The 23,966-nt window shown below is 48.1% G+C and carries 25 protein-coding genes and 1 other RNA gene; 4 read left to right on the top strand and 22 right to left on the bottom strand.

The window, feature by feature from the left end; genetic code table 11:
* Nucleotides 1-35 precede the first annotated feature (35 nt).
* From thiD to MTBPR1_RS09970, 16 genes are all read right to left on the bottom strand, one after another.
* Nucleotides 36-839, bottom strand: a complete 804-nt coding sequence (gene thiD / locus MTBPR1_RS10050; protein ID WP_069188876.1) for a bifunctional hydroxymethylpyrimidine kinase/phosphomethylpyrimidine kinase — start codon at nucleotides 837-839, stop codon at nucleotides 36-38.
* Nucleotides 836-2,182, bottom strand: a complete 1,347-nt coding sequence (gene glmM / locus MTBPR1_RS10045; protein WP_069188875.1) for a phosphoglucosamine mutase — start codon at nucleotides 2,180-2,182, stop codon at nucleotides 836-838. Before glmM ends, thiD begins: the two co-directional genes overlap by 4 nt.
* A 64-nt stretch (nucleotides 2,183-2,246) precedes the next feature.
* Nucleotides 2,247-3,332, bottom strand: coding sequence for a dihydropteroate synthase (gene folP, locus MTBPR1_RS10040; RefSeq protein WP_069188874.1), 1,086 nt, complete (start codon nucleotides 3,330-3,332; stop codon nucleotides 2,247-2,249).
* Between the two features lie 73 nt (nucleotides 3,333-3,405).
* Nucleotides 3,406-5,331 (bottom strand): ATP-dependent zinc metalloprotease FtsH, encoded by a 1,926-nt coding sequence (ftsH, locus tag MTBPR1_RS10035; protein WP_069188873.1) that lies wholly within the window; start codon nucleotides 5,329-5,331, stop codon nucleotides 3,406-3,408.
* A 79-nt stretch (nucleotides 5,332-5,410) separates the two neighbouring features.
* Nucleotides 5,411-6,649, bottom strand: a complete 1,239-nt coding sequence (gene tilS / locus MTBPR1_RS10030) for a tRNA lysidine(34) synthetase TilS (RefSeq protein WP_083223020.1) — start codon at nucleotides 6,647-6,649, stop codon at nucleotides 5,411-5,413.
* On the bottom strand, nucleotides 6,640-7,665 hold the full coding sequence (gene ybgF, locus MTBPR1_RS10025) for a tol-pal system protein YbgF (protein WP_083223019.1): 1,026 nt from the start codon (nucleotides 7,663-7,665) through the stop codon (nucleotides 6,640-6,642). The genes tilS and ybgF overlap by 10 nt, the downstream gene beginning before the upstream one ends.
* Nucleotides 7,666-7,795: 130 nt before the next feature.
* On the bottom strand, nucleotides 7,796-8,284 hold the full coding sequence (gene pal / locus MTBPR1_RS10015) for a peptidoglycan-associated lipoprotein Pal (RefSeq protein WP_069188869.1): 489 nt from the start codon (nucleotides 8,282-8,284) through the stop codon (nucleotides 7,796-7,798).
* Between the two features lie 119 nt (nucleotides 8,285-8,403).
* The gene (tolB, locus tag MTBPR1_RS10010; RefSeq protein WP_240492880.1) at nucleotides 8,404-9,717 is read right to left on the bottom strand and encodes a Tol-Pal system beta propeller repeat protein TolB; all 1,314 of its coding nucleotides are present in this window, start codon (nucleotides 9,715-9,717) and stop codon (nucleotides 8,404-8,406) included.
* 127 nt (nucleotides 9,718-9,844) lie between these two features.
* Entirely contained in the window at nucleotides 9,845-10,714 is an 870-nt protein-coding gene (locus MTBPR1_RS10005; protein WP_069188867.1) for a hypothetical protein, read from the bottom strand.
* Between the two features lie 9 nt (nucleotides 10,715-10,723).
* Nucleotides 10,724-11,179: a protein TolR gene (gene tolR, locus MTBPR1_RS10000; protein ID WP_069188866.1), complete on the bottom strand. Its 456-nt coding sequence runs from the start codon at nucleotides 11,177-11,179 to the stop codon at nucleotides 10,724-10,726.
* A 5-nt stretch (nucleotides 11,180-11,184) separates the two neighbouring features.
* Nucleotides 11,185-11,916: a protein TolQ gene (tolQ, locus tag MTBPR1_RS09995; RefSeq protein ID WP_069188865.1), complete on the bottom strand. Its 732-nt coding sequence runs from the start codon at nucleotides 11,914-11,916 to the stop codon at nucleotides 11,185-11,187.
* Entirely contained in the window at nucleotides 11,906-12,346 is a 441-nt protein-coding gene (gene ybgC, locus MTBPR1_RS09990) for a tol-pal system-associated acyl-CoA thioesterase (protein WP_069188864.1), read from the bottom strand. The genes tolQ and ybgC overlap by 11 nt, the downstream gene beginning before the upstream one ends.
* Nucleotides 12,343-13,395, bottom strand: a complete 1,053-nt coding sequence (ruvB, locus tag MTBPR1_RS09985; protein ID WP_069188863.1) for a Holliday junction branch migration DNA helicase RuvB — start codon at nucleotides 13,393-13,395, stop codon at nucleotides 12,343-12,345. Before ruvB ends, ybgC begins: the two co-directional genes overlap by 4 nt.
* Before the next feature lie 15 nt (nucleotides 13,396-13,410).
* On the bottom strand, nucleotides 13,411-14,037 hold the full coding sequence (ruvA, locus tag MTBPR1_RS09980; protein WP_069188862.1) for a Holliday junction branch migration protein RuvA: 627 nt from the start codon (nucleotides 14,035-14,037) through the stop codon (nucleotides 13,411-13,413).
* Entirely contained in the window at nucleotides 14,034-14,528 is a 495-nt protein-coding gene (gene ruvC / locus MTBPR1_RS09975; protein WP_069188861.1) for a crossover junction endodeoxyribonuclease RuvC, read from the bottom strand. Before ruvC ends, ruvA begins: the two co-directional genes overlap by 4 nt.
* Nucleotides 14,529-14,531: 3 nt before the next feature.
* Nucleotides 14,532-15,281: a YebC/PmpR family DNA-binding transcriptional regulator gene (locus MTBPR1_RS09970; RefSeq protein ID WP_069188860.1), complete on the bottom strand. Its 750-nt coding sequence runs from the start codon at nucleotides 15,279-15,281 to the stop codon at nucleotides 14,532-14,534.
* 360 nt (nucleotides 15,282-15,641) lie between these two features.
* On the opposite strand from MTBPR1_RS09970, the gene MTBPR1_RS09965 reads away from it, so the two are divergent.
* Nucleotides 15,642-17,801, top strand: a complete 2,160-nt coding sequence (locus tag MTBPR1_RS09965) for a methyl-accepting chemotaxis protein (RefSeq protein ID WP_069188859.1) — start codon at nucleotides 15,642-15,644, stop codon at nucleotides 17,799-17,801.
* 86 nt (nucleotides 17,802-17,887) lie between these two features.
* Here MTBPR1_RS09965 and MTBPR1_RS09960 read toward each other — a convergent pair whose 3' ends face one another.
* From MTBPR1_RS09960 to MTBPR1_RS09940, 5 genes are all read right to left on the bottom strand, one after another.
* A complete protein-coding gene (locus tag MTBPR1_RS09960; protein ID WP_069188858.1) occupies nucleotides 17,888-18,700 on the bottom strand; it encodes a TIGR00282 family metallophosphoesterase in 813 nt (270 codons plus the stop codon).
* 11 nt (nucleotides 18,701-18,711) lie between these two features.
* Nucleotides 18,712-19,281 (bottom strand): 5-formyltetrahydrofolate cyclo-ligase, encoded by a 570-nt coding sequence (locus MTBPR1_RS09955; protein ID WP_126465162.1) that lies wholly within the window; start codon nucleotides 19,279-19,281, stop codon nucleotides 18,712-18,714.
* Between the two features lie 27 nt (nucleotides 19,282-19,308).
* Nucleotides 19,309-19,469: non-coding RNA, 6S RNA (gene ssrS, locus MTBPR1_RS09950), on the bottom strand.
* Nucleotides 19,470-19,501: 32 nt separating this feature from the next.
* Nucleotides 19,502-19,894: a cell division protein ZapA gene (locus MTBPR1_RS09945; RefSeq protein ID WP_069188857.1), complete on the bottom strand. Its 393-nt coding sequence runs from the start codon at nucleotides 19,892-19,894 to the stop codon at nucleotides 19,502-19,504.
* Nucleotides 19,894-20,268, bottom strand: coding sequence for a hypothetical protein (locus tag MTBPR1_RS09940; protein WP_069188856.1), 375 nt, complete (start codon nucleotides 20,266-20,268; stop codon nucleotides 19,894-19,896). The genes MTBPR1_RS09945 and MTBPR1_RS09940 overlap by 1 nt, the downstream gene beginning before the upstream one ends.
* 214 nt (nucleotides 20,269-20,482) lie before the next feature.
* Between MTBPR1_RS09940 and gap the strand changes: the two genes are divergently transcribed.
* The 3 genes from gap to efp all read left to right on the top strand — a co-directional run bounded on the left by gap (nucleotide 20,483) and on the right by efp (nucleotide 22,756).
* The gene (gene gap, locus MTBPR1_RS09935; protein ID WP_069188855.1) at nucleotides 20,483-21,493 is read left to right on the top strand and encodes a type I glyceraldehyde-3-phosphate dehydrogenase; all 1,011 of its coding nucleotides are present in this window, start codon (nucleotides 20,483-20,485) and stop codon (nucleotides 21,491-21,493) included.
* Nucleotides 21,494-21,496: 3 nt separating this feature from the next.
* The gene (gene thiE, locus MTBPR1_RS09930) at nucleotides 21,497-22,117 is read left to right on the top strand and encodes a thiamine phosphate synthase (protein WP_069188854.1); all 621 of its coding nucleotides are present in this window, start codon (nucleotides 21,497-21,499) and stop codon (nucleotides 22,115-22,117) included.
* Nucleotides 22,118-22,186: 69 nt separating this feature from the next.
* Complete coding sequence (gene efp / locus MTBPR1_RS09925) at nucleotides 22,187-22,756, top strand: elongation factor P (protein ID WP_069188853.1); 570 nt, start codon at nucleotides 22,187-22,189, stop codon at nucleotides 22,754-22,756.
* 74 nt (nucleotides 22,757-22,830) lie between these two features.
* Here the strand turns inward: efp and MTBPR1_RS09920 are convergent, their stop codons facing one another.
* Complete coding sequence (locus MTBPR1_RS09920) at nucleotides 22,831-23,910, bottom strand: sensor domain-containing diguanylate cyclase (protein ID WP_069188852.1); 1,080 nt, start codon at nucleotides 23,908-23,910, stop codon at nucleotides 22,831-22,833.
* Nucleotides 23,911-23,966 lie beyond the last annotated feature (56 nt).

The following is a 23,966-nucleotide window of genomic DNA, read 5'->3' as shown; positions in this document are numbered from 1 at the left end:
TGACGAAAAGCATCCCTGTTTCGCACAGCTTGCCCCTAGGCCTTGACTGTATGACCATGATTAAGCGGCCCATGGCCTGAGCCATATCCCGGTGCGGTTCTAATGGCTTCAAAAACATAGTCTTTTGCCCGTTGTACAGACTCAACCACTGTTAGTCCTTGAGCAATTCCACAGGCAATGGCTGAGGCGGTTGTGCAGCCTGTACCGTGGGTATGGCGGCTTTGGATGCGCTTGCCTGAAAAGTGATGGCTCCCCCCACCAGCTTCAAATAAATAATCGGTCACTTGCTCGCCCGTTTCATCCAAATGCCCGCCCTTCATCAACACAGCTTTGGGTCCCAACTCGAACAGCTTCTCAGCAGCTTTTGCCATATCATCTGCTGTCATAACGCTTATGCCGGTTAAGGCTTCGGCTTCTGGTACATTGGGGGTGAGCATGGTTGCGCGCGGGATCAGGCGGGTTTTTAGTGCTGCCATGGCTTCTTGAGCCAGCAAGGAGGCCCCGCCTTTTGCCACTATGACCGGATCAACCACCATGGGGATGTCCATATCGAGCTCATCTAACACATCACAAATGGCATGGATGGTGGCAGGTTGGCTTAACATACCTGTTTTGATGCAATCCGCACCCAAATCGCTCAGCACAACACGGATTTGTTCTTTAATGAAATCAGCTGGCACATCATGAATAGCGCTAACACCTTGGGTATTTTGTGCCGTCAGGGCTGTAATGGCTGTCATCCCATAGCCACCAAGGCAGGTAACGGTCTTAAGATCAGCCTGAATGCCTGCCCCGCCACCACTGTCAGAACCAGCGATGATCAGCACGCGCCCCTTCATGCCACAGCCGTAACCGCAGCAACGATATCATCAACCACTTGTTCCACCAGTTGCGAATCTTGGCCTTCCGCCATCACGCGGATTAAAGGTTCTGTGCCGGATTTGCGGATCAACACACGACCTGAGCCATTAAGACGGTCTTCACCTGTTGAAATCGCCTGTTTTACGCTGTCTTCATCCAGTGGATAGCTATCCGCCCCATAACGTACATTCTTTAAAATCTGCGGGTAAGGCTCAAACAATTTACACACCTGTGAAGTCGGTTTGCCCTGTTCAATAACCACGGCGAGTACTTGAAGGGCGGCGACAAGGCCGTCCCCTGTTGTGGCATAATCACCTAAAACAATATGGCCGGATTGCTCACCACCTACGTTAAAGCCATCTGAACGCATTTTTTCAACCACATAGCGATCACCCACTTTGGTGCGCTCAAGGCTAAGGCCATTGCCTTCAAGGTATTTTTCCAAGCCCATATTGGACATGACGGTTGCAACCAAGCCGCCGCCTTTTAACAGGCCGCGCTTATGCATATGAGTTGTCACCAGCCCCATGATCTGATCACCATCAACCACTTGGCCTTTTTCATCACAAATGATCACACGATCCGCATCACCATCTAGCGCAATACCGATATCCGCATTATGGGCGATCACCTGTTCGCTCAATGTGCTGGTTGAGGTCGAACCGCACTCTTTATTGATGTTAAAACCGTTTGGCGCAACCCCAACCGGGATTACTTCTGCGCCCAATTCCCACAAGACTTCCGGTGCAACCTTATAGGCCGCCCCGTTGGCACAATCGACCACGATCTTAAGCCCATCAAGGCGTAAATCATCCGGGAAGGTATTTTTGGCAAATTCCACATAGCGCCCAGAGGCATCTTCCAAACGTTTAGCACGGCCCAATTTTTCAGGGGCTACAAACATGGAAGAAAGATCACTTCCAATCAGTTCTTCAAGCTTAAGCTCAACCTCATCGGGCAGCTTATAACCATCAGGACCAAACAACTTAATGCCGTTATCATAAAACGGGTTATGAGAGGCTGAAATCATCACCCCAAGATCACAACGCATGGAATCTGTTAACATGGCAACCGCAGGCGTGGGCATAGGGCCAACCAGTAACACATCCATCCCCATGGCGGTGAAACCAGCAACAAGTGCAGGTTCGATCATATAACCGGAAAGACGGGTATCTTTACCAATCACCACACGGTGGCGGTGATCCCCACGCACGAAATAATGCCCCGCTGCCATCCCGACTTTCATAGCGATTTCTGCCGTCATCGGATGCAGGTTGGCGGCCCCGCGAATACCGTCTGTGCCAAAGAGTTTACGTGTCATCTAGATGTTCGATTCTGTTCGTGGATAACTGTTAAATAAGGTTTAGCATCTCACGATTCGCAGATCAAATACATTCCCACACATCAAGGGCCTGCTTGGTCTGTGCCACATCATGAACGCGCACGAGCTGCACACCTGCTTGCGCAGCTTGAAGGGCAGCAACCAAAGAACCGGGCAAACGGTCTTTTGCCGCCACATCACCACAGATTTTGGCAATAAAGCTTTTGCGCGATGCCCCAAGAAGCACACTACAGCCCAGACCATGGTAAAGTGCCAACTGGTTCATGATCTCCATATTGTGATCCAGCGTTTTGCCAAAGCCAATACCCGGATCGACACAGATATTTTCACGCTTTAAGCCAGCATTTTCACACGCGCGCACCCGTTCATGAAGATAGTCATAAATATCAAGCACGCAGTCTTCGTAAATGGGGTTTTCCTGCATGGTCTGGGGCTCACCTTGCATATGCATAAGCATGACCGGCACATCAAGTTCAGCGGCCACTTCAAGCGAGCCTTCCCCTTCTAAAGCCGTGACATCATTAATAATATCAGCCCCCGCATTAATGGCGGCGCGCATCACCGCACTGTGGCGGGTATCAATGGAAATTTTTACCCCTAAGTCTTTAATCCCCTTAATCACTGGAATGACGCGTTTTAATTCGTCTTCACGCGCAACAGCAGCTGCGCCCGGTCGAGTTGACTCGCCGCCGATATCAAGGATATCCACGCCTGCTGCGACCATTTCCTTGGCATGGGCAATGGCAACTTCAGGATTATAATTATCCCCGCCATCTGAAAAACTATCGGGCGTGACATTCACAATCCCCATAATGAGCGGACGTTTTTCAACCTTAAGCCCGGCAAAAGAGGGACGAGGTATTTCACAATGTTCAAGCAGTTTACCTACTTGTACAATCACGTCTTCACCCTCATTTTCAGCCCAAACCATCAAATCACTTTGACTGGCTTTAAAACGCTGAACCTCACCTTTTATGCGAAGAGAGAGCTCATAAAGAGGATAGTCAAAACGGCCTTGGCGAAAGCGTGCAAGCGGGCGCAGGTAAATCATTTTTCCAAGGTCGCACTCAGGCGTGCAAAACCCGCGCGGCAGTGCGCTTAGATTAAAATCTTTTTCATAAACAGTCATAGGATTTCCCCTAAAAACAAATGAGCCCCTGCAAAAACAGGGGCTCATAAATACCTATTTTCACAGGTAAAGTTTACTCACCAGGCTGTGGTTCTGGCTCAACACCATTATCATCAGAGGAGTCTTTCTTATGACCTGCTGTTGGAATGGAGCTGCGGCGCTTGCCGTCCCCATTTGCCGAACCATTCCCACCTTGCTGAGGTGGTTTGCCATCAATCAGGTCTTTAATCTCATCACCTGTGAGTGTTTCATATTCAATGAGACCATCACCGATGATATCCAATTCATTGCGATATTTAGTGAGGATTTCAGTTGAATGCTCATAAGCGGTTTCAATGATCTGGCGCACTTCTGAATCAATGGCTTTTGCCGTTTCTTCAGAGTTATTCTGCGTTTGCGTCACGGAATGACCAAGGAAAACTTCCTGTTCATTCTCGCTATAAGCAATCGGGCCAAGCTTCTCAGACATGCCCCATTCCATAACCATATGTTTGGCCATGTTTGTGGCTTGCTTGATATCGTTTGAGGCACCCGTTGTGACCTTATCTTTACCAAAGACCAACTCTTCAGCAACACGACCACCCATGGCAACAACCAAATCAGCACGCAGTTTTTCCGTGGAAAGAGAAACACGGTCTGCTTCTGGCAGGCGCATCACCATACCAAGCGCGCGACCACGTGGAATGATGGTGGCTTTATGGATTGGATCAGAGGCTTCCATATGAAGGGCACATAAGGCGTGACCCGCTTCGTGGAAGGCTGTGAGTTTTTTCTCTTCTTCCGACATGACCATAGATTTGCGCTCAGCACCCATCATGACCTTGTCTTTGGCATCTTCAAACTCTGCATTTGTGACCAGACGCTTGTTGCGACGCGCAGCCAAAAGGGCGGCTTCGTTAACAAGGTTGGCAAGGTCTGCACCAGAAAAACCAGGCGTGCCGCGTGCAATTGTATGAGGATCAACATCCGGGCCTAAAGGCACTTTCTTCATATGTACAAGAAGAATATGTTCACGGCCTTGGATATCTGGGTTTGGCACCACAACTTGGCGGTCAAAACGACCCGGGCGCAACAAAGCAGGGTCCAAAACGTCAGGACGGTTGGTCGCTGCAATCAGGATCACACCTTCATTATCGGTAAAGCCATCCATTTCAACCAGCAACTGGTTGAGCGTTTGCTCACGCTCATCATTACCACCGCCAAGACCGGCACCACGATGGCGACCCACCGCATCGATCTCGTCAATGAAGATGATACAAGGCGCATTCTTTTTACCTTGTTCAAACATGTCACGAACCCGCGATGCACCAACACCAACAAACATTTCAACAAAGTCAGAACCGGAAATCGTAAAGAACGGAACGTTGGCTTCACCTGCAATGGCGCGTGCCAGCAGTGTCTTACCTGTCCCCGGAGGGCCAACCAGCAGACAACCGCGTGGAATTTTACCACCAAGGCGTTGGAACTTGCTTGGATCTTTTAAGAATTCAACAACTTCTTCCAATTCCTGCTTGGCTTCTTCAATGCCTGCAACATCTTCAAATGTCACGCGGCCTTGCTGTTCAGTAAGCTGGCGCGCTTTGGATTTACCAAAGCCCATGGCTTTGCCGCCACCGCCTTGCATCTGGCGCATGAAGAAAATCCAGACACCTATCAACAACAGCATAGGGAACCAGCTGATCAGGATCGAGAAGAATGAAACGCTATCATCCTTTGGCATCGCCGTGATCTTGACCCCTTTGTCACGCAAAGTGGTGATCAGGTTCGGATCGTTTGGCGTGTAAGAATGGAACTTGATGCCGTCACGATATGTACCCGTAATCGTATTGTCCTGAATGGTAACTTCCTGGACTTTGCCTTCTTCCACTGCATCAATGAAAGTAGAGAACGGTACAGTCGACTGGTCCATATGCTGGTTAGAGCTTTGGAACAGATTGAACAGCGCAAAGATCAACAGTGCGATGATGACCCACAGCGCTAGGTTCCTGCTAAAGTTCACGTTTGAATTCCTTTTCGTCGTATACTCAATTCGTTGTGAATTAGAGATAAGCTATTTTCAGCCTTGCGCAAGGCGAAACTTATGAAAATAGCCGTTTTTTAGCAATTAAAGCTAAATCCACCTCAAATGACTCATTTTCACGCACATAGTCCAAATGCGGTACAGCCAGAACACCCTTGTCATCCCAGAAGGAAATCAGGCTATAAAGCACAGGCTTAACCAAAGGCGATTGACGTAACGTCTCATCACATTTGATAATCTCAGCCCAGCCATCTTGACCTAACATACGCACGTAATATGCTGATTTAGAATGATGATTATCAATTTGATAGATGTTTGATGATACTTCGTTTAAACGCACTTCGCGACAAACTAAAATATCCTCACCCTGATTTATCCAGCGACAACCCATCAAGGTTGCGTCCTGTTTGGCTAATAGTTTCCCCAAAAGCTTTTGTAATTTTTCAAATCGTGGCGGGTAAATTTCACCGCTTATCGCCATACCGATTCGCGATAAGCACCTTAAGATAACTTCTTCTTCACCTTGACTAAGGGCTGAGTGGGAAAACTCACCATATGCTTCTTCAAATAAACGAAAATTCTGCGCAAGCCAGTCCTGAGACAGCCGTGTCATCACGCCACTAACACGCTGCATAGTGCCTGCGGTCTGGCTTAAACGGTGTGGCGTTAAGCCAAGTTCAGCCAAAGCCCCCATGGCTTTTCGCATTTTCACCCGCTCAAAGGCGGTATTTTCATTTGACGGGTCTTCAATCCAGCTTTGATTTCGCTCTTCAAGATAAGAGACAAGGCTGGCTTTAGGTACAGTTAAAAGGGGGCGCAAAAGCCTGAGATGCCCCCTTTGCGTCACAGGTTTCATAGCAGAAAGCCCATCAACACCGCTGCCACGGGCCAAACGTAACAAGAAGGTTTCGGCCTGATCATCTTGATGATGCGCTAAAAACAGGTCCGAAATATCATGATCAATACAAAAATCTTGCATCAACTGATAGCGCAGCTCGCGCGCAGCCGCCTGAATATCACTTTTAGGGGCTTCACTCGTCCCTGTTAAAATATGATGCTCAACATTATAATGCGATAAAGCTTGAGAAACCCACTGGCATTCGCCTTCAGCCTCTGCCCGCAAGCCATGATTTACACTGAGGGCAATAAGTTTTTTGCCATGTTGTACAGCCCACTCAGCACAGAGCAAGCAAAGTGCAAGACTATCCGCCCCGCCTGATACAGCCACAGCAAATCGTTTCCCCACCGTGGGCAGGGCCACCATTAGATGAGAAAATTCATCCGTTCCTAGTTGCATTTTGCCGAAGAACGCTCACGCTCAAGCGTTTTGGACAGATGAGCTGGCATTTTTGGGAAATCAGCACGTAGTTTACCAAATGTCGCGCAAGCCTCACGTAATTTTTCCATACGTGTCAAAGACATACCAAGCTTTAACAAGCTATCAGGTGCCTTGGCCCCACGAGAAGACTTTTGATAACCTTCAAGGAAGGTGGAAGCTGCTTGGGCGTAGTTGCCCTGCACATAATAGGTTTCCCCCAACCAATAGCGCACATTGCCTGTTAGCTTATGGTCCTTATTTGTTTCCAAGAAGGACTTAAAGTTTTTCTCTGCATTCACAAACTCACCACGCATGAGCATTTGGCGCGAGCTTTGATAAAGCGCTTCAGGGTTTAGCTGGACAGTCTCAGTCGCCGCAGGGGCTGGCGTTGTTGAAACCGGTGCTGGTGTTGGTGATGGCTTATTTGCCAAAGAAGGATTCTTAAGATCAGAGCCAGATAATGTGCCCAATGTACCGGGCTTAGTGCCCGTCACTTGTTGGGCTGGGGCTTGCCCGCTTGGTGGGGCCAATTGCTGACCGCTCATACCACTTGGTAATTTCACTTGGCCTTCTGTGCCTGTTTGCCCAAGGGCGTTTTGCGGCTGACCTGTAGGCGTACCACCTTCAAGGGCTGTCAGGCGATAATCAATATCGACAATCAGCTTGTCCAAACGCGTGGTCATTTGCGAAATGCGATATGAAGTTTCCTCAATCTGGCCTGTCATTTGGCGCATCTGGCTTTCCAGCTCATTAATGCGCACACTAAGACGCGCGCCTAACGGGCCAGAAACATCCTCACCCGCGCTTGGGGTGATGGAAGAACTTTCTGAACCACTTGTGCGATAGACTTTTAAGTTCAGCGCTTTGATGTCACGATCCATTCTTTCCAGACGATCCATTAAGGCTTGCATATCTGCATCCTGCGCCATGGCGGGCATGGCGCTCGCTATCACGAGGAATGTTGTCGTAAGGAGTGTCTTGAAAGATATCTTCATGGTAATCAAACCTGCATCAAATTTCGCGTTTCAGCCTTTGTGCCTTTTCTTGCACAAAAAAACAAGGCGTTTGCCACAAGATATGCAGCAAACGCCTTATTCGAAGTCTTTTAGGGTAAATTCCTAGAAATTAGGAACCAGCGCCCATAGACACAACAGTCACAGAGCGACGGTTTTGAGCCCAAGCCGCTTCATTGTGGCCCAGTGCTACCGGACGTTCTTTACCAAAAGAGATTGTTTTGACGCGCATTGCATCAACGCCAAGACTTACCAAAAATTCTTTGGCAGCATTCGCGCGGCGCTCACCGAGTGCCAAGTTATATTCACGTGTACCGCGTTCGTCGCAGTGACCTTCGAGCGCGATTGTCGCGTTCGGGTATTTTTTCAACCACATAGCTTGCTTTTCCAAAGTGGAACGAGCATCAGCTGTGAGGTTGTACTGATCAAAGCCGAAGAACACACGGTCACCGACATTAACAACGAAATCTTGAGCTGTACCAGAAGCTGGGCCCAGTTTTTGAGCAGCAGCTGCACCAGAAGCATTTGCACCATCTTGTGGTGCGGTTTCACAAGCAGCGAGAAGGGCTACAGCACCAACCAGACCGAGAAACTTACGCATGAGCAATCCCCTTGTAGGACTATTATATTTTAACCATTAAATTAACCAGACCTTACGACGCGCCCCCTGTAAATAAGAAATACGTCCATAGCCTTGGCAAAGACTATATGCGCACCTTTCTAAGGAATCAAGGGGGACCACGCAGGATCTGATCCTTCAAGCGGCGTAATCATCTCTCTTTCGTTATATCCAGTCAAATCAACACTATAAAGTTTGGTTGTTTTTTCACCCCCGCGAAGGGTTTCTCTAAAGAACATCAAAACGCGTCCATTGGGCGACCACGTTGGGCTTTCGACCAGATAACCATCGGCTAACAGACGCTCACCAGACCCGTCTGTACGCATCACACCAATGTAGAATTTACCCTGTAACATTTTTGTAAAAGCGATTAAATCACCACGCGGTGACCACACCGGTGTAGCGTACCGACCCTTGCCAAAACTGATACGACGGACATTTTTTCCATTCGAATCCATAACATAGATCTGCTGAGAGCCCCCGCGATCGGAGTTAAATGTGATCTGATCCCCATCAGGTGAGTAGCTTGGCGAGGTATCAATGGAGGAATGACGGGTCAAACGGCGTGCTTGTCTGGTGGCAATATCCATGGTGTAAATATCGGAGTTGCCATCTTTGGCCATGGACATAATGACCTTGGTGCCATCAAAAGAAAAACGCGGGGCAAAGGTCATGCCCGGAAAATCCCCTAACAGGGCTTGTCTGCCTGAATCGATATTAAACAGATAGACCCGCGGGGTGTTCTTATAATAGGAAAGATAGGTAATTTCTTGCAAGGTCGGAGAAAAACGTGGTGTCAGCACCATATCGGCACCATCGGTCAGAAAGCGGTGGTTCGCCCCATCCTGATCCATTATCGCGAGGCGTTTTACACGGCGGTTTGCAGGGCCGCTTTCAGCCACATAAACCACGCGGGTATCAAAATAGCCGCTTTCCCCCGTAATGCGTTGATAAATGGTATCTGCAATAATATGGGCCACACGACGCCAGTTATCTGCAACCGTATTATAGGCAAGCCCGACCATCTGCTTTTCCGCAAACACATCCCATAGGCGGAACTGGATCGCCAGCTCCCCATTGGCTTGAGGAACCGCATGGCCCTGTACCAAGGCTTGGGCATTTAAAATACGCCAATCCCCAAAACGCGGCAGGGTCGTCATGGTTAGTTCTTTTTGAATAAACGCATTTTCATCAATGGGACGAAACAGGCCGGAACGTTCCAAGTCTGCTGAAATCACACGGGCAATCTGCTGACCGATCTGTGCGGCCTCTGGGTTATCCCCGGTAAATTCCACCACCGCCAACGGCATAGGCTCAACACGGCCCTGTGTAATATCGACCCGTAGTTCTGCCAAGGCCGGAAAGGCTGACAAAATAACGGCAAAAACGGCGAGAAAACGCACAGCAAACTTCATTACGAAAATCCTATAAAACATGTTTCATGGAAGATACGCAGGATTGTTTCAGATGCCAAGCCCCAATGTCTCGTCATCCAGATATCACAAAGACTAGACACCAGCCTGCGCCAGTGTGACACATGACTTAAAGCCCAAGCAACTCGCGCGGGTCAAAGACCAGTGTCAAGTCGCGCCATTGACCATATGTTTCTGGAGAAAGCGGATAAGGCCAGCAGCGGCGGTTGTTTACCGCCCGAAGCGCGCTTTCAGCAGCTGCGCGATAAAACGGGTCAGATAAGTTACTGCGCGAGCCAATAGAGGCCGCACGTGGTGTGGCATCCGGGTTCATGGTCACTTCGATCTCAATCTTGAGGTTTTCAGCCTCACGCGCCCCAATGGGCGGGTTCCAGCATTGGGCAATATGTTGGCGAAGCGCATCAATTTCCGACATGCTCACCTTTTTATTAGGATCACTAAACTTACTTGGCTTTTTAATGGCTTCTTGAATTTCTTTTGCCAAATCATCCAGTTTGAACTGCTCTTGTTCTTTCTTTTCCACAACCTTGGGCGTTTCTTTCAACGTTGGGGCGAGGTTTTTCATCAAAGAATCAAAATCGTTCTTTTTCGGGGGCTTGGGCTTTCTGGCCAGCTTCACCGTTTTTACCCGTGGCTTAGGCTTAGAAACCTCTTTCTTAGGCTCTTTTTTCTTTGGCTTTGGCTTGGACTTTTTATCCGGAATGATCTCAGCTTCGGCCTCTGGTTCCGGCTCGGGCTTGGCAGGGGCTGGCGGTGGTGGCTTGGGCTTTGCTTTTTTCGGCTCAGGCTTTTTCACGTCCGGCTTTTTTGCCTTAGGCGTTGGGGCTGGCACATTTGAGATATCATCAATATTGACGACTTCCACCACAATAGGTGGCTCCACAATCAATTCATTATCGGGCAACAACGGAATACCGAAGTAAGCCACCAGAATCACAAAAACGTGAAACAGAAACGATATGAAAAGACTGCTGCGCATCAGATATTATTATTTCTTTTTACTAGTATCAGGATTGCGCGCAATCAGCGCAACCTTGGTAAAGCCAGCCTGATTGAGAACACCCATGACCCGCATCACCGTGCCATAATCGATATTCTCATCACCACGCACGAAAATACGCACATCTTGATTGTTCTTGCTGATTTCAAGCAATAACGGCGCAAGACCTGTCAGTTCAACCTGTGTGTCCTGAACGAAATAATTGCCATCTTTATCAATGCTGACCGCCAAAGGCTCATCTTGGCCCTGAATTTCACCTGCTTTTGTTTTGGGCAGATCAACTTCTACTCCAACAGTAAGCAAAGGTGCGGTCACCATAAAGATCACCAGCAACACCAGCATGACATCAACCATGGGCGTGACGTTGATTTCAGACATTTGTGCTGAAGACCGTCTGCGCCCATAATGGCCTTTATTGCGTCTTTGATTTAAAGAAGCCCCCATGGTCCTTACTTCTTTTCATCCAGTTGACGAGACAGGATTGCACCAAATTCGCCAGAAAAACTATCAAGGCGACCAGCATAACGATCCAGATCACGACTGAGTTTGTTATAAGCAACTACAGCCGGGATCGCCGCAACCAGGCCAAGGGCCGTTGCAAACAAAGCTTCTGCAATACCAGGGGCCACAACCGCGAGCGTGGTATTTTTGGTTTGGGCAATGGCGGTAAAGGCATTCATAATGCCCCATACCGTTCCAAACAGGCCAATAAAGGGGGCCGTGGAACCTGTTGAAGCCAGAAATGTCATGCTTTTTTCAACACGTTCCATTTCACGACCAACCGTAATTTGCATGACGCGATCCACACGGTCTTGCAAGCGCGTGCGCATTTCATCACCACTATTTTTGTTTTTGGCCTGCGTGCGACGTACTTCGCGCATGGCGGTTACAAAAACAGCTGTCATCGGGTCTTTGGGCTGGTTGCCTTGCGCATCATAAAGCTGATCAAGGGACTGGCCCGACCAGAATTTATCTTCAAAGCCATCGGCGAGTTTATTGAGCTTGCGCAGGCGCACAACCTTGTCAAAAATAATCGCCCAACACCAGATAGAGGCCAGCAACAGCCCGACCATCACAGCCTGAACCACAATATCTGCACGCATAAATAGACCAAGCATACTTAAATCCGGCGCTGTGACAGACCCTGCCAATACCGCGGCTTCGACCACGTTAGCTTCCATGGTTTTCCCCTAACATCTCTTTGAAAATTTTCCGTATATTTTGCGGAATGGGCATAGGACGCCCTTCAAGGTGAATACAAGCTACCCGAACTTTTACAGAAACTAAAGTCTCTTCACCACGTTTAAGTTGTTGTTCCATCTCAAGCGAGGCTCCGCCCAGCTTGACCAACTCTGTATGGACTTCAAGTAAATCGTCTAATCTGGCGGGTTTGCGATAATCTGCTTCGGCTTTGCGCACCGCAAAGGCAATGCGATCATTTTCCAATAATTCTGACTGTTTAATGCCAAAATGGCGCAAAAATTCCGTGCGCGCACGCTCTGCAAACTTAAAATAATTGGCGTAATACACAATCTCGCCCGCATCCGTATCTTCATAATAAATACGGATGGGGAAAATGAATGTTGAACCCTCTAGGCGGCCTTGTGTCATTCCTTGTCAGTCCTTTTAAGTAAATCCATTTGGGCAGCCTCGCGTCCCTTTGGGGCTTCAAGGCCCAAATGACGATAGGCCATTTCTGAGAGCATGCGCCCGCGTGGTGTGCGCATTAAAAGCCCTTGCTGGATCAAATAAGGTTCGATCACTTCTTCAATGGTATCGCGTTGTTCTGAAAGGGCTGCTGCCATGGTTTCAACCCCCACAGGACCACCGCCGTAATTATCACAAATACATTTAAGATAACGTCGGTCCATTTCATCAAGACCGCGATGATCCACTTCTAAACGGTTTAAAGCCCCATCGGCGCAGGCTGCATCCACCGGACTTACCCCTGCAACCATGGCAAAGTCACGTACCCGGCGCAGCAAGCGCCCGGCGACACGTGGCGTTCCACGTGCGCGTTTGGCAATTTCATGGGCACCATCAGACGTCATTTCCATATCCATGATGCGCGCACCGCGCGTAACGATCTCTTCTAATTCATCAACTTCATAAAAATTCATGCGCAGCGGAATACCAAAGCGATCACGAAGTGGCGTTGTGATTAAGCCTGAGCGCGTGGTTGCCCCCACAAGGGTAAAAGGCGGCAAATCAATACGCACAGAACGCGCAGCTGGCCCCTCCCCAATGATCAAATCCAGCTGGAAATCTTCCATAGCGGGATAGAGCACTTCTTCAATCGCAGGGTTTAAGCGGTGAATTTCATCAATAAACAACACATCATGCGCCTGAAGATTGGTCAACAGCGCAGCTAAATCACCCGCTTTTGCAATTACAGGGCCCGAGGTTGCGCGAAAGCCAACACCAAGCTCACGCGCGACAATCTGCGCCAAGGTGGTTTTACCCAAGCCCGGGGGGCCATAAAACAACACATGGTCCATGGCATCGCCACGTACTTTTGTCGCTTCAACAAAAATCCTTAGATTTTCGCGCACCTGTTTTTGACCGATAAATTCTTCCAAGGCCAAAGGGCGCAAAGAACTTTCAGGACTATCTTCCATACTGCGCTCAGAAGAGACGACGCGTTCTTCCTCATCATACATGATATATGTCCATCATCATAATAAAGATAACTCCGCCAAGGCTTCACGGATCAGGTCTTGTAACTGCCCTTCCCCGCCAAGCTTTTTATTGGCCTTAGACACCGCAGCCAAGGCTTCTGAGCGACCATAGCCCAAATTAACCAAAGCAGAGGCTGCTTCCACTGGTGCCCCACCAAAGCTTGGCGTCCCTCCTTGTGAAGAGCTATCGGCACCTGCTGAGGATGTTGGGCTTAAGGCAATGGCACCGGCTTTGTCTTTTAATTCAGTTAAAATACGCGTTGCCACTTTTGGCCCGACCCCGTTGGCCTGTGTCAGGGCTTTTTTATCCTGCGCGGCAATGGCATGAACGATATCTTCAGCAGATAAGGCCGATAAAAGTGCCAGACCAACCTTGGCCCCGACCCCTTGTACAGTTGTGAGCAGTTTAAACCAGTCACGCTCAGCCGCATCGGCAAAACCATAAAGATGGATATGGTCTTCGCGCACATGGGTTTCGATCAAAAGCGAGCAGGCTTCCCCCACCTTGGCTAATTTTGCCAATGTTTTAGAGGAGGCAAACACAAGATAGCCCACCCCATTCACATCCAGAACAACCCAATCTTCACCCAGACTATCCACAAGGCCTTTTAATTTCGCAATCATTTCAAGGCTCCCCATTTATCCGGTGTGTTGCGATGCTGGGCATGGCATATGGCCACCGCCAGTGCATCTGCTGCATCGGCATTTTCAATTTTTGCCGCAGGTAAAAGTGTTTTCACCATCATCTGGACCTGTTCTTTTTGCGCATGGCCTGCCCCCACCACGGTTTTCTTTACTTGGTTGGGGGTATATTCACACACATTTAGGCCCGCACGTGCGGGTGTCAACATCACCACACCGCGGGCTTGGCCCAGTTTCAAGGTTGAATTGGGGTTTTTATTCACGAAGGTTTCTTCAACGGCTGCTTCAATGGGACCGAAGCGTTTAATCACCTCTTCGATCCCTTCATAAAGCTGCACCAGACGTTCAGCGAGGGGAAGTTTGGCATTTGTCTTGATCGCACCATCAGCAATATAGCTCATTCGGTTACCATCAATATCGATGATGCCCCATCCGGTGATACGCAACCCCGGATCCAACCCCAATAATCGCATGAATTAGCCTGCCAGATTTGCCATGACGTCGTCAGACACTTCCATATTGGTGAAGACTTCTTGAACATCGTCCAAATCTTCCAGTGCCTCAACCAACCCCATCAGGCTTTCTGCTTTATCCGCATCAAGTTCTGTTGTGTTGGTTGGTTTCCAATCCAGTGACGCCCCTTTGGCATCGCCAAACTGTTTCACCAATTCATCAAGAACGGCGTGCAGCTCATCGGGCTCACAAGAAATTTCGTGAATGTCATCACTAGATTCGACTTCTGTCGCCCCTGCTTCAAGGCCAGCTTCAAACATGGTGTCTGCATCTGTTACATCAGCAGCATATGTAATTAAGCCACGACGTGCAAAAGAGAACGCAACAGAACCAGTTTCACCAAGGTTGCCGCCACGTTTTGTAAATGTGGAGCGCACATCAGAGGCAGAACGGTTTTTATTATCGGTCAGACATTCAACGATAACGGCAACGCCACCGGGGCCATAGCCCTCATAGCGCATTTCAACGTAATTATCGCCATCCATCTCGCCTGAGCCTTTTTTAACGGCCCGCTCGATGTTGTCTTTAGGCATGGAGGCGCCTTTCGCTGCCGCAATGGCGGTACGAAGACGCGGGTTCATATCCGGGTCAGGCGTTCCCATCCCGGCTGCAACCATGATTTCTTTGGATAATTTTGCAAATTCTTTAGCGCGTTTTTTGTCTTGCGCGCCTTTGCGGTGCATGATGTTTTTAAACTTGGAATGGCCTGCCATGATCCTACACTTAATCTTTGGTTTATATAGAAAATGATGAGAATTGCATCTCTGGGGATTCTCTTAGCACAGGTTGGCCTCAACAAACAACGCACAGCTTGAATCATTTCATTTTTTTCACTAAAGTATCGGTTAACAATTTTATGATACTACTTTCGTACAAGACCATTACGATAGTTAGGTTAAATATTTGAAAAAACGACGTTTACTTTGAGCTAAGTCACGTTTTTTTTCTATAATTACGCCTATCTAATGTGCAATAAACGTGACGGGGATATTTATATTTTTCCCGCCAAATAAAAATGTCACTAAAGCTGTACCAGCAGGTTTGAGGCTAAACCAATAAGAACGGATATTTAAATGACTCTGTCGAATATCAAAATCTCAGTAAAACTTCCGGCAATTCTCGTTGTCTTAACTCTTGTGTCAATTTTGATCACCGGAATGCTTGCCTATTTCAAATCCGCCGACAACATGACCGTTGTGGCAGAAGACAATATGGTAACCCTGATTGATAGCCGTAAGGCCGCAATTAAAAACCTGCTTGAAGGTATTCAGCAAGATTTAGGTATCCTGTCCAGCAACCAGATGGTGAAAGACGCCTTGGTTGAGCTTGCCGTTGATTATGAAGATGTTGGTGCTGAGCACGGCAATGCGACCGACTTCCTGCAACAGCAATATGTTGCAAGTAACCCGCATAAAGCGACAGAGCGTGATAAATTGTGGCGCGGTGATACGGAAGATGCCTATCACGACACGCACGAGCGTTACCACGCTTGGTTTCGCCCCCTTACAAAATCACGTCACTATCATGACCTGTTTATTGTAGATGCCAAAGGTAATGTGATCTATTCCGTTTATAAGACGGCCGATTTTGCCACCAATCTTGAAACGGGTAAGTGGAACAAAACAGCTTTCGGTAAGGTTTTCAAAGATATTAAAGATCACGGTGATGATGAAGACTATGTCACCCTCACTGATTTCTCCATCTATGCAGCTGACAACAAACCTGCCAGCTTCATGGGTAGCCCGGTTAAAAACGAAGAAGACGAATTTGTCGGTGCTCTTGTAGTGCGCATGCCGATCAAGCGAATTGATGAAGTCATGCAAAACCCACGCGGTCTTGGCGAAACGGGTGAAACTTACATCATTGGTAAAGACAAGCTGCTGCGCAGTGACCTTCGCCATGTGAAAAACAAAACCATCCTGAAACAGAAAATCGATAATGATGCGGTTCAACAAGTTCTAACAGGTCAATCCGGTATTGTTGAAACAACCGATTATCAAGGCAATGACGTTTTTGCCGCTTACGCACCCCTTAAATTCATGGGGCATACATTTGGCGTGGTTGCTGAAATGTCCCAAGATGAGGTTCTGGAAAGCGTTCATGAAATGCGTACCTTCATCATCGTTGGTGCGGGCCTGACCCTTGCTGTGGTAATCGTCATCGGCCTTGTGGTTGCACGCAACATTGCCACACCGATTGCGGCAATGACAAAAGTGATGCACATTCTGGCTGAAGGTAACCTTCAGGTGAAAATCCTTAAGGATAAACGTTCTGACGAAGTGGGTGAAATGGCAGATGCCCTGCGTATCTTCCGCAAAAACGCCCAAGAAGTTGAACGTCTTCGTGACGAACAAGCTGAAAACCAGCGCAAGGCTGAAGAAAAGCAACGCGTTGTTCTCAATAAAATGGCGGACGATTTCGAAAGCAATGTCTCTGGTGTTGTGGAAGCCGTTGGCACAGCAGCCCAAGATATGGAAGTCACAGCTCAAAGCATGTCTTCTACGGCAGCTGATACGTCTGAGCAATCCAACGTGGTAGCAACCGCGGCTGAACATGCCACAGGCAACGTTCAAACTGTTGCTTCTGCGGCGGAAGAACTTTCTGCTTCCATTAGTGAGATTTCTCGCCAAGTTGAACAATCACGCGATATTGCCAAAGGTGCTGTAGATGAAGCCCAACAGGCAACAAGCACGGTTGAAAGCCTCTCAACAGCAGCCAATAAAGTGGGTGAAGTTGTCGAGTTGATTACATCAATTGCAGAACAGACCAACCTCCTTGCCCTAAACGCCACCATTGAGGCGGCGCGCGCAGGTGAAGCAGGTAAAGGCTTCGCGGTTGTGGCCTCTGAGGTGAAAAACCTCGCTGACCAAACAGCGCGTGCAACAGCAGAGATCACCGAACAGATCGATGCCATGCAGTCTGCAACAAGTAATGCGGTTGGTGCCATTGGCAGCATCGCCCAGACCATTGACAATATGAACGATATTTCATCCAGTATTTCCATCGCTGTTGAAGAACAGGGTACGGCAACGGTTGAGATTTCCAAAAACGTTCAAGAAGCGGCAAACGGTACTGTCGAAGTAACCAAGAACATTGAAAATGTGAACTTGGCTGCAGCAGAAACGGGTAGCGCTGCCAACTTGGTTCTGGAAGCTTCCAGCGGGCTGAACTCCCAAGCGAACTCCCTTAAAGGTGTTGTACAACAATTCCTTCAACAAGTTCGCAGCAACTAAGTTCAGTTTGCTGTACATAAACGAAAAAAGAGGCCCGCTTTTAACCAGCGGGCCTCTTTTTTTATGCTTAATTTATAAAAGCGAGCTTAGCCTTCAGGCACGATTTCAATCAAACGCCCGCCGATGCGCACAGGCGATACACGCGTTGCCAAGCCCGTCTTATCATCGGTTTCTACAAAAACAGCGCATAGGGTTGCCGGACCCTCAGCGGGAGAGAGGCGACCGCTGATCTTTTTTGTAAAACGCTCAATAGGCACGGTCTTTTCCATACCGATTACACTGTCATAATCCCCGCACATGCCTACATCTGTCTGATAAGCTGTGCCTTGGGGTAAAATCTGCGCATCCGCTGTGGGGATATGGGAATGGGTGCCGGCCACCAATGAAACACGCCCATCCAGATACTGGCCCATGGCCATTTTCTCACTGGTGGCTTCTGCATGGATATCGACCAAGCCTGCATGGATATCCTTACCCAATACGTGCTTATCCAAAACAGCCGAGATCATGGAAAACGGATCATCAAGCGGGTCCATAAACAAACGCCCCATGACTTGAGCCACAAAGAACTTTCGCCCATCAGCAAGCTCATAGACATTGATGCCGCGCCCCGGTGTCCCTTCTGGGTAATTCAGCGGGCGCAACAGGCGGGGTTCGTCATCAATAAAATTCATGACCTCGCGTTGGTCCCACGCATGGTTACCAGTGGTGATCACATCCACACCCACATCGTAAAAAGCATCACAAATCTTGCGCGTAATGCCAAAACCATGGGCTGAGTTTTCCCCATTGACGATGACAAAATCCAAGCCCAAACGCTCGCGCAATTGCGGCACGCCGTCTAAGATGGCCTTGCGACCACTTTTGCCCATAACATCACCGCAATACATAAAACGCATTTATCTGTCCTTTAACTTTCTTCTTGAATTTCAATAACCCGTGTGGGGGTGAGGATCCAGTCCATTTTTTGATCAAACACATCCATGGGGATGTGGTCGACTTCCTGCTCATCAAAAGCAACCCCGATGGTTTTAATCTGGGGGTAAGCCTCAAGCGTGCGATCATAATAGCCCCCGCCAAACCCAAGACGCCCGCCTTTTTGATCAAACCCCAATAAGGGAACGAGGGCAAGGTCAGGGATAAGTTCAGCGACGCTTGGTTCGGGCTGTTGTGTGCCATGGGCACCTTTGATCAACACATCTCCGGTTTGCCAGTGCAAAAACACCAAGGGAGCATGTTTTTTTTTCACAATGGGCAGGGCACAGGTGCGGCCCTCAGCCGAAAGCGCATGTAAAAGCGCGCGAACATCAAGCTCCCCTGCCATGGGCCAATAAGCCGCAACTTTTTTATAATCGGTAAAAAGGTCGGTGGAAAAAAAAGTCTCTTTAAGGCGCACATCCTGCCCGCTTAGGGAAATTGATTTCCGCTTAAACAACATTTTTGTGCGCAACTGCGCTTTTTGATCATCCAGATCCAGCACATAACCCCCATGGGTTTTAAAAATTAGAGTGAAGCCACATAAGCCGTGATATTTACTAGGTCCACCATAGGCCTGCCAAAGCAGGTGGGCGCCGTGTAATTACCCCACGAGGTAAACAGGGACAGCTCCCTATGGTATCGTTATTGGCCCCGGGGACTCATGAACACCTACGCACTTCGCAGCCTCACAAAACGCTATATAGTCAGTCTTTGTGAAAATGTCACGTTTCTTCTGAAGTATCATCCACGCTTTGTGACTCACCAGCCTCAAAAACCAGCGGATCATCACCTTCAAGTGTTTTTGCAATTTCTAAGATACGCGCAGTCATACGGTCCAGCTTATCCGCAACCACTTCATCTTTATGGTCACGCACGGCGGCATTATGCTCCACCTTATATGATTCCAGCTCGTCATTTTTTTCACTGAGTTCATCAGCAAGCAACAAGCTGGTCATCACCATCAATCGCGTGTCCCCCAGTTGCCCAACCGCGGCTGCCAATTGGCGCACACGATCATCCACATAACGCCCAAGGCGGGCCAGTTGTGCTTCTTGGCCTTCTTCACAGGCGATTTCATAGCGTCGCCCGTTAATGGTTACAGAAACAGAAGCCATTATTCCTCCTCCTGTAAAACCTGTTCGACATTACCGATGAGCTTTTCCAAACGCGTTGAAAAATCACTATTCATTTCTTTTAAGGAACTATTCTTTTCTTCCAACAAGGCATTCATGCCTTCAAGATCACCAAGCTTTTCATTTAGCTGATCAAACTGGGTGTCATAATCGGCTTCTGCATGGGCTTCTAGGGCTACAGACAAGGCAAGATTATCCTGCTGCAATCCTTCAACTTGAGAATGCAGTTTATCAACTTCGCTCACATCAACTTTGTCTTTTTGCGAATCGCACGCCTTTTGCAATTGATTAATTGCAGTGTCGAGTCGCTCAAATGCAGACAAAATCCGTGGTGAAACCTGTGCAGAACCGGACAAAGAGTCGCCCCATATGCAGTTAGTGGAAAATTCCAAGCCTAAGGTAATGACAAAAAATCCACCATTGGGCAAGAGGCAAGCGGCGAAACAGAGTGAAAAGTATTTTTAATTACCCCTGCTCATGTGATTTTCTTAACTCTTCCTAGTTTTCAAGATGAACTCCATGCTATAGGATTCTTAAGTAATACTAACTGTTTCCTTAAGGGAGGGGATCATGGCACTTCGCATCGCAATTAACGGTTTTGGTCGTATTGGCCGTCTCTGTCTGCGCTCTTTGATCGAAAGCGGGCGTGACGATATTGAGCTCATCGCCATCAATGATCTCGGCCCGGTTGATACCAACGCCCATCTGCTTAAATACGATTCTGTCCATGGGGTACTTCAAGCAGATGTGTCTGCCACAGATAACACCATCACGGTTAATGGGAAATCCATCACCTGCACGGCAGAGCGCAACCCCAAAGACCTGCCATGGGGTGAGCTTAATATCGATATCGTTTATGAATGCACGGGCTTGTTTAAAGAAAAGTCCCAAGCCCAAGGCCACCTTGATGCCGGGGCAAAAAAGGTTTTGATCTCTGCACCGGGTAAAAATGCTGACCTCTCAGTTGTTTATGGCATTAACCATGATCAATTAACAAATGAGCATAAAATCGTCTCCAATGCCTCTTGCACCACAAACTGCCTCGCCCCTGTGGCTGATGTATTGCACAAGCTTGTGGGTATTGAAAAAGGTTACATGACCACGGTTCATGCCTATACGGGTGATCAGCATACGGTTGATAAGCTTCATAAAGATTTACACCGCGCACGTGCAGCCAATATGTCCATGATCCCGACCACATCGGGTGCGACCAAAGCACTTGGGCTTGTTTTACCAGAACTGTCCGGCAAAATTGATGGCTGCGCAATCCGCGTGCCCACCCCCAATGTCTCCCTCATTGATCTCACCTTTGATGCGGGGCGCGCAACTAGTGTGGAAGAAATCAATAGCGCTATTGTTGAGGCTGCAAACGGGCGCTTAAAAGGCGTACTTGGGGCCAATGAGCTGCCGCTTGTTTCCATTGATTTTAACCATAACCCCAATTCCTCTTCATTTGATCTGACCCAAACCAGTGTCATTGGCGGCACCTTTGTGCGGGTTTTAGCTTGGTATGATAATGAATGGGGTTTTGCAAACCGCATGTTGGACACCTCCATTGCCATGGCAAACACAGGCCTATAACCTATGACACAGCAGCTTTACCTCATCACCCCGCCTAAATTTGACCTTGATGAATTTGCAAAGACTTTGGCAAACACACTGGATGCAGGAGATGTATCTTGCGTACAGCTGCGCCTAAAAGAGGCCTCAGATGATGAAATCCGCAAGGCCTGTGCGGTACTGCGCCCTATTGTGCAAGATCGCGATATCGCCTTTGTCTTAAACGACAATCCAACACTGGCTAAAGAACTCGCGTGTGATGGCGTCCATGTGGGCCAAGAAGATACCCCTTATAAAAAAGCCCGTGAGATTATGGGCAAGGATGCCATTGTCGGGATGACATGCCATGATTCAAAACATATGGCTATGGTTGCTGGTGAACAAGGTGCTGATTATGTTGCCTTTGGTGCCTTTTACCCCACACAGACAAAAGAGCCTAAATCCAAGGCAGAGCCCTGGATTTTAGAATGGTGGACCTCCATGTTTGAAGTGCCTTGTGTTGCCATTGGCGGTATCACAGATGAAAACGCCACCCCTCTTTTAGAGGCCGGTGCCGATTTTATCGCTGTATGTGGTGGTGTGTGGGACCACCCAGACGGGCCTGAAGAGGCCGTTAAAAAATTCACAGCCCTTTTGAACTCATAATTGCTTTAAAGGCAACTTCCTGTTAGGTTGCGCGCAAATTCATTCTTTATTTTCAGGACATCGAGAACAATGAAAATCAACGGTAACGAAATTCGCCCGGGTAATGTCATTAATCATAAAAACGCCCTGTGGCGCGCAGTTAAATGCCAAGCGGTAAAACCGGGTAAAGGTGGTGCCTTTAATCAGGTTGAGCTCAAAGACATTCGTGTCGGCACAAAACTTAACGAGCGTTTTCGTGCTTCTGAAACCGTTGATCGCGTGAGCCTTGAGCAAAAAGAATATCAATATCTATATAGCGATGGCGAACTGCTGACCTTCATGGATAATGAAACCTACGAGCAGATCGAAGCCAACCATAGCTTCTTACTTGAAGAACAAGCACCATACCTGACAGATGGCATCACGGTTGAGATCGAGTCTTACGAAGGTGAAGTTCTCGGCGTTAAGCTGCCAGAAAAAATGACTTTCACCATTGCTGAAGCCGATGCAGTTGTAAAAGGCCAAACACAGTCTTCCTCCTATAAGCCGGCTATTTTGGACAATGGCGTTAAAGTTCTTGTCCCCCCGCATATTGAAGCGGGTACACGCATTGTGGTTAACACAATGGACGGTACTTACGTTGAGCGTGCCAAAGACTAATTCATACTATTCTATATCAGTATGACGCATAAAAAAGGCTCTCTTCATGAGGGCCTTTTTCTTTGGGATAGTTTCTAAGAGATCGCCAAGGAGCGAAGAACTTCTTCTTGGAAATCCTTGATTTTAAAACAATCACGTCCTGCTTTCTTGGCGCTAAGCAAGGCTTCATCGGCTTGGTCTAACACGACCCTTTGTAAATCCCCCACATCAATGGCTGGATTTACATAAACCATGCCCATGCTCACAGTGAAATTACAACATCCTTGTTCCGTTTCAACTTTTGCACGGCGGCGAAATTTCCTTAAATATTTTTCACCCAAGCTTGGCAGGGTCAGTTCATCAATATCATCAATAATTAAAGCAAATAACTCACTACCCATTCTGGCAACCACATCTGTTGCGCGCGATGCATCCACCAAAATGGAAGCGGTTAATTTAAGGGCATCATCCCCAGCCTTTTCACCATAGGCCTCATTAACTTTTTTAAGATGATCAAGGTCCACATAGGCCACCCCAAAAGAGGTCCCATCACGCAAAGCGCGTGAAGTCTCTCTGGAAAAGAAGTCATCAAAACCCTCTCGATTCCATACCCCTGTTAAGGGATCAATCATGGTATCGCGTTCGGTATTTTCTAAAGAATGGAGCAAGCTTGTTTGCAGCTCATTTAACGCACGATTTTCCATAACAATTTCAATCATGCGGCCCAAATCGCGCAAAGTCTGCCCATCTTCCTCACTAAATGTTCTGGGTTTTGGTGAGATGATACAAAGCGTACCAATGCGATAGCCTTCCTGATTGGTCAAAGGGTGGCCTGCATAAAAGCGAATTTCAGGCCCGCCTGTTACCAACGGATTATCGGCAAAACGTTCATCTTCAAAGGCATTTTCAACAACAAAGGTTTTCTCCCCCATGATGGCATGACCGCAAAAAGAGATATCGCGTGGTGTTTCGCTCACATCAAGTCCACAACGGGCCTTAAACCACTGGCGTCCCTCATCAATTAAAGACACCAGTGCTATTTCGGTTTGAAAAAACTTTTGCGCCGTGCGAGTCACCCGGTCAAAGTCCCCTTCCCTGGCGGTTGATAACAAATCCATTCGTTTCAAAGAGGCTAATCGCTCTTTCTCGTTTTCAGGAATTGGTGCCTGTTTCATGTCATCTCCTTTAGAACTTACTCAATGGACTTAAGAACGAAATAGCCGAGTTCAAG

Origin of the sequence: Candidatus Terasakiella magnetica (genome assembly GCF_900093605.1) — a bacterium.
Taxonomy (GTDB): domain Bacteria; phylum Pseudomonadota; class Alphaproteobacteria; order Rhodospirillales; family Terasakiellaceae; genus Terasakiella; species Terasakiella magnetica.
This window is presented reverse-complemented; position numbering and strand designations above follow the sequence as displayed.

Coding starts and splice junctions, on each gene's coding strand:
- tolQ (WP_069188865.1), bottom strand. CDS start 11,916: ATGGAAGCTAACGTGGTCGAAGCCGCGGTATTGGCAGGGTCTGTCACA.
- pal (WP_069188869.1), bottom strand. CDS start 8,284: ATGCGTAAGTTTCTCGGTCTGGTTGGTGCTGTAGCCCTTCTCGCTGCT.
- MTBPR1_RS09945 (WP_069188857.1), bottom strand. CDS start 19,894: ATGGCTTCTGTTTCTGTAACCATTAACGGGCGACGCTATGAAATCGCC.
- ybgF (WP_083223019.1), bottom strand. CDS start 7,665: ATGAAGATATCTTTCAAGACACTCCTTACGACAACATTCCTCGTGATA.
- ruvB (WP_069188863.1), bottom strand. CDS start 13,395: ATGTATGATGAGGAAGAACGCGTCGTCTCTTCTGAGCGCAGTATGGAA.
- thiE (WP_069188854.1), top strand. CDS start 21,497: ATGACACAGCAGCTTTACCTCATCACCCCGCCTAAATTTGACCTTGAT.
- tolR (WP_069188866.1), bottom strand. CDS start 11,179: ATGGGGGCTTCTTTAAATCAAAGACGCAATAAAGGCCATTATGGGCGC.
- thiD (WP_069188876.1), bottom strand. CDS start 839: ATGAAGGGGCGCGTGCTGATCATCGCTGGTTCTGACAGTGGTGGCGGG.
- MTBPR1_RS09920 (WP_069188852.1), bottom strand. CDS start 23,910: ATGAAACAGGCACCAATTCCTGAAAACGAGAAAGAGCGATTAGCCTCT.
- MTBPR1_RS10005 (WP_069188867.1), bottom strand. CDS start 10,714: ATGCGCAGCAGTCTTTTCATATCGTTTCTGTTTCACGTTTTTGTGATT.
- ruvA (WP_069188862.1), bottom strand. CDS start 14,037: ATGATTGCGAAATTAAAAGGCCTTGTGGATAGTCTGGGTGAAGATTGG.
- tolB (WP_240492880.1), bottom strand. CDS start 9,717: ATGAAGTTTGCTGTGCGTTTTCTCGCCGTTTTTGCCGTTATTTTGTCA.
- ybgC (WP_069188864.1), bottom strand. CDS start 12,346: ATGACACAAGGCCGCCTAGAGGGTTCAACATTCATTTTCCCCATCCGT.
- MTBPR1_RS09965 (WP_069188859.1), top strand. CDS start 15,642: ATGACTCTGTCGAATATCAAAATCTCAGTAAAACTTCCGGCAATTCTC.
- folP (WP_069188874.1), bottom strand. CDS start 3,332: ATGACTGTTTATGAAAAAGATTTTAATCTAAGCGCACTGCCGCGCGGG.
- efp (WP_069188853.1), top strand. CDS start 22,187: ATGAAAATCAACGGTAACGAAATTCGCCCGGGTAATGTCATTAATCAT.
- ruvC (WP_069188861.1), bottom strand. CDS start 14,528: ATGCGATTATTGGGGTTGGATCCGGGGTTGCGTATCACCGGATGGGGC.
- gap (WP_069188855.1), top strand. CDS start 20,483: ATGGCACTTCGCATCGCAATTAACGGTTTTGGTCGTATTGGCCGTCTC.
- MTBPR1_RS09970 (WP_069188860.1), bottom strand. CDS start 15,281: ATGGCAGGCCATTCCAAGTTTAAAAACATCATGCACCGCAAAGGCGCG.
- glmM (WP_069188875.1), bottom strand. CDS start 2,182: ATGACACGTAAACTCTTTGGCACAGACGGTATTCGCGGGGCCGCCAAC.
- MTBPR1_RS09960 (WP_069188858.1), bottom strand. CDS start 18,700: ATGCGTTTTATGTATTGCGGTGATGTTATGGGCAAAAGTGGTCGCAAG.
- tilS (WP_083223020.1), bottom strand. CDS start 6,649: ATGCAACTAGGAACGGATGAATTTTCTCATCTAATGGTGGCCCTGCCC.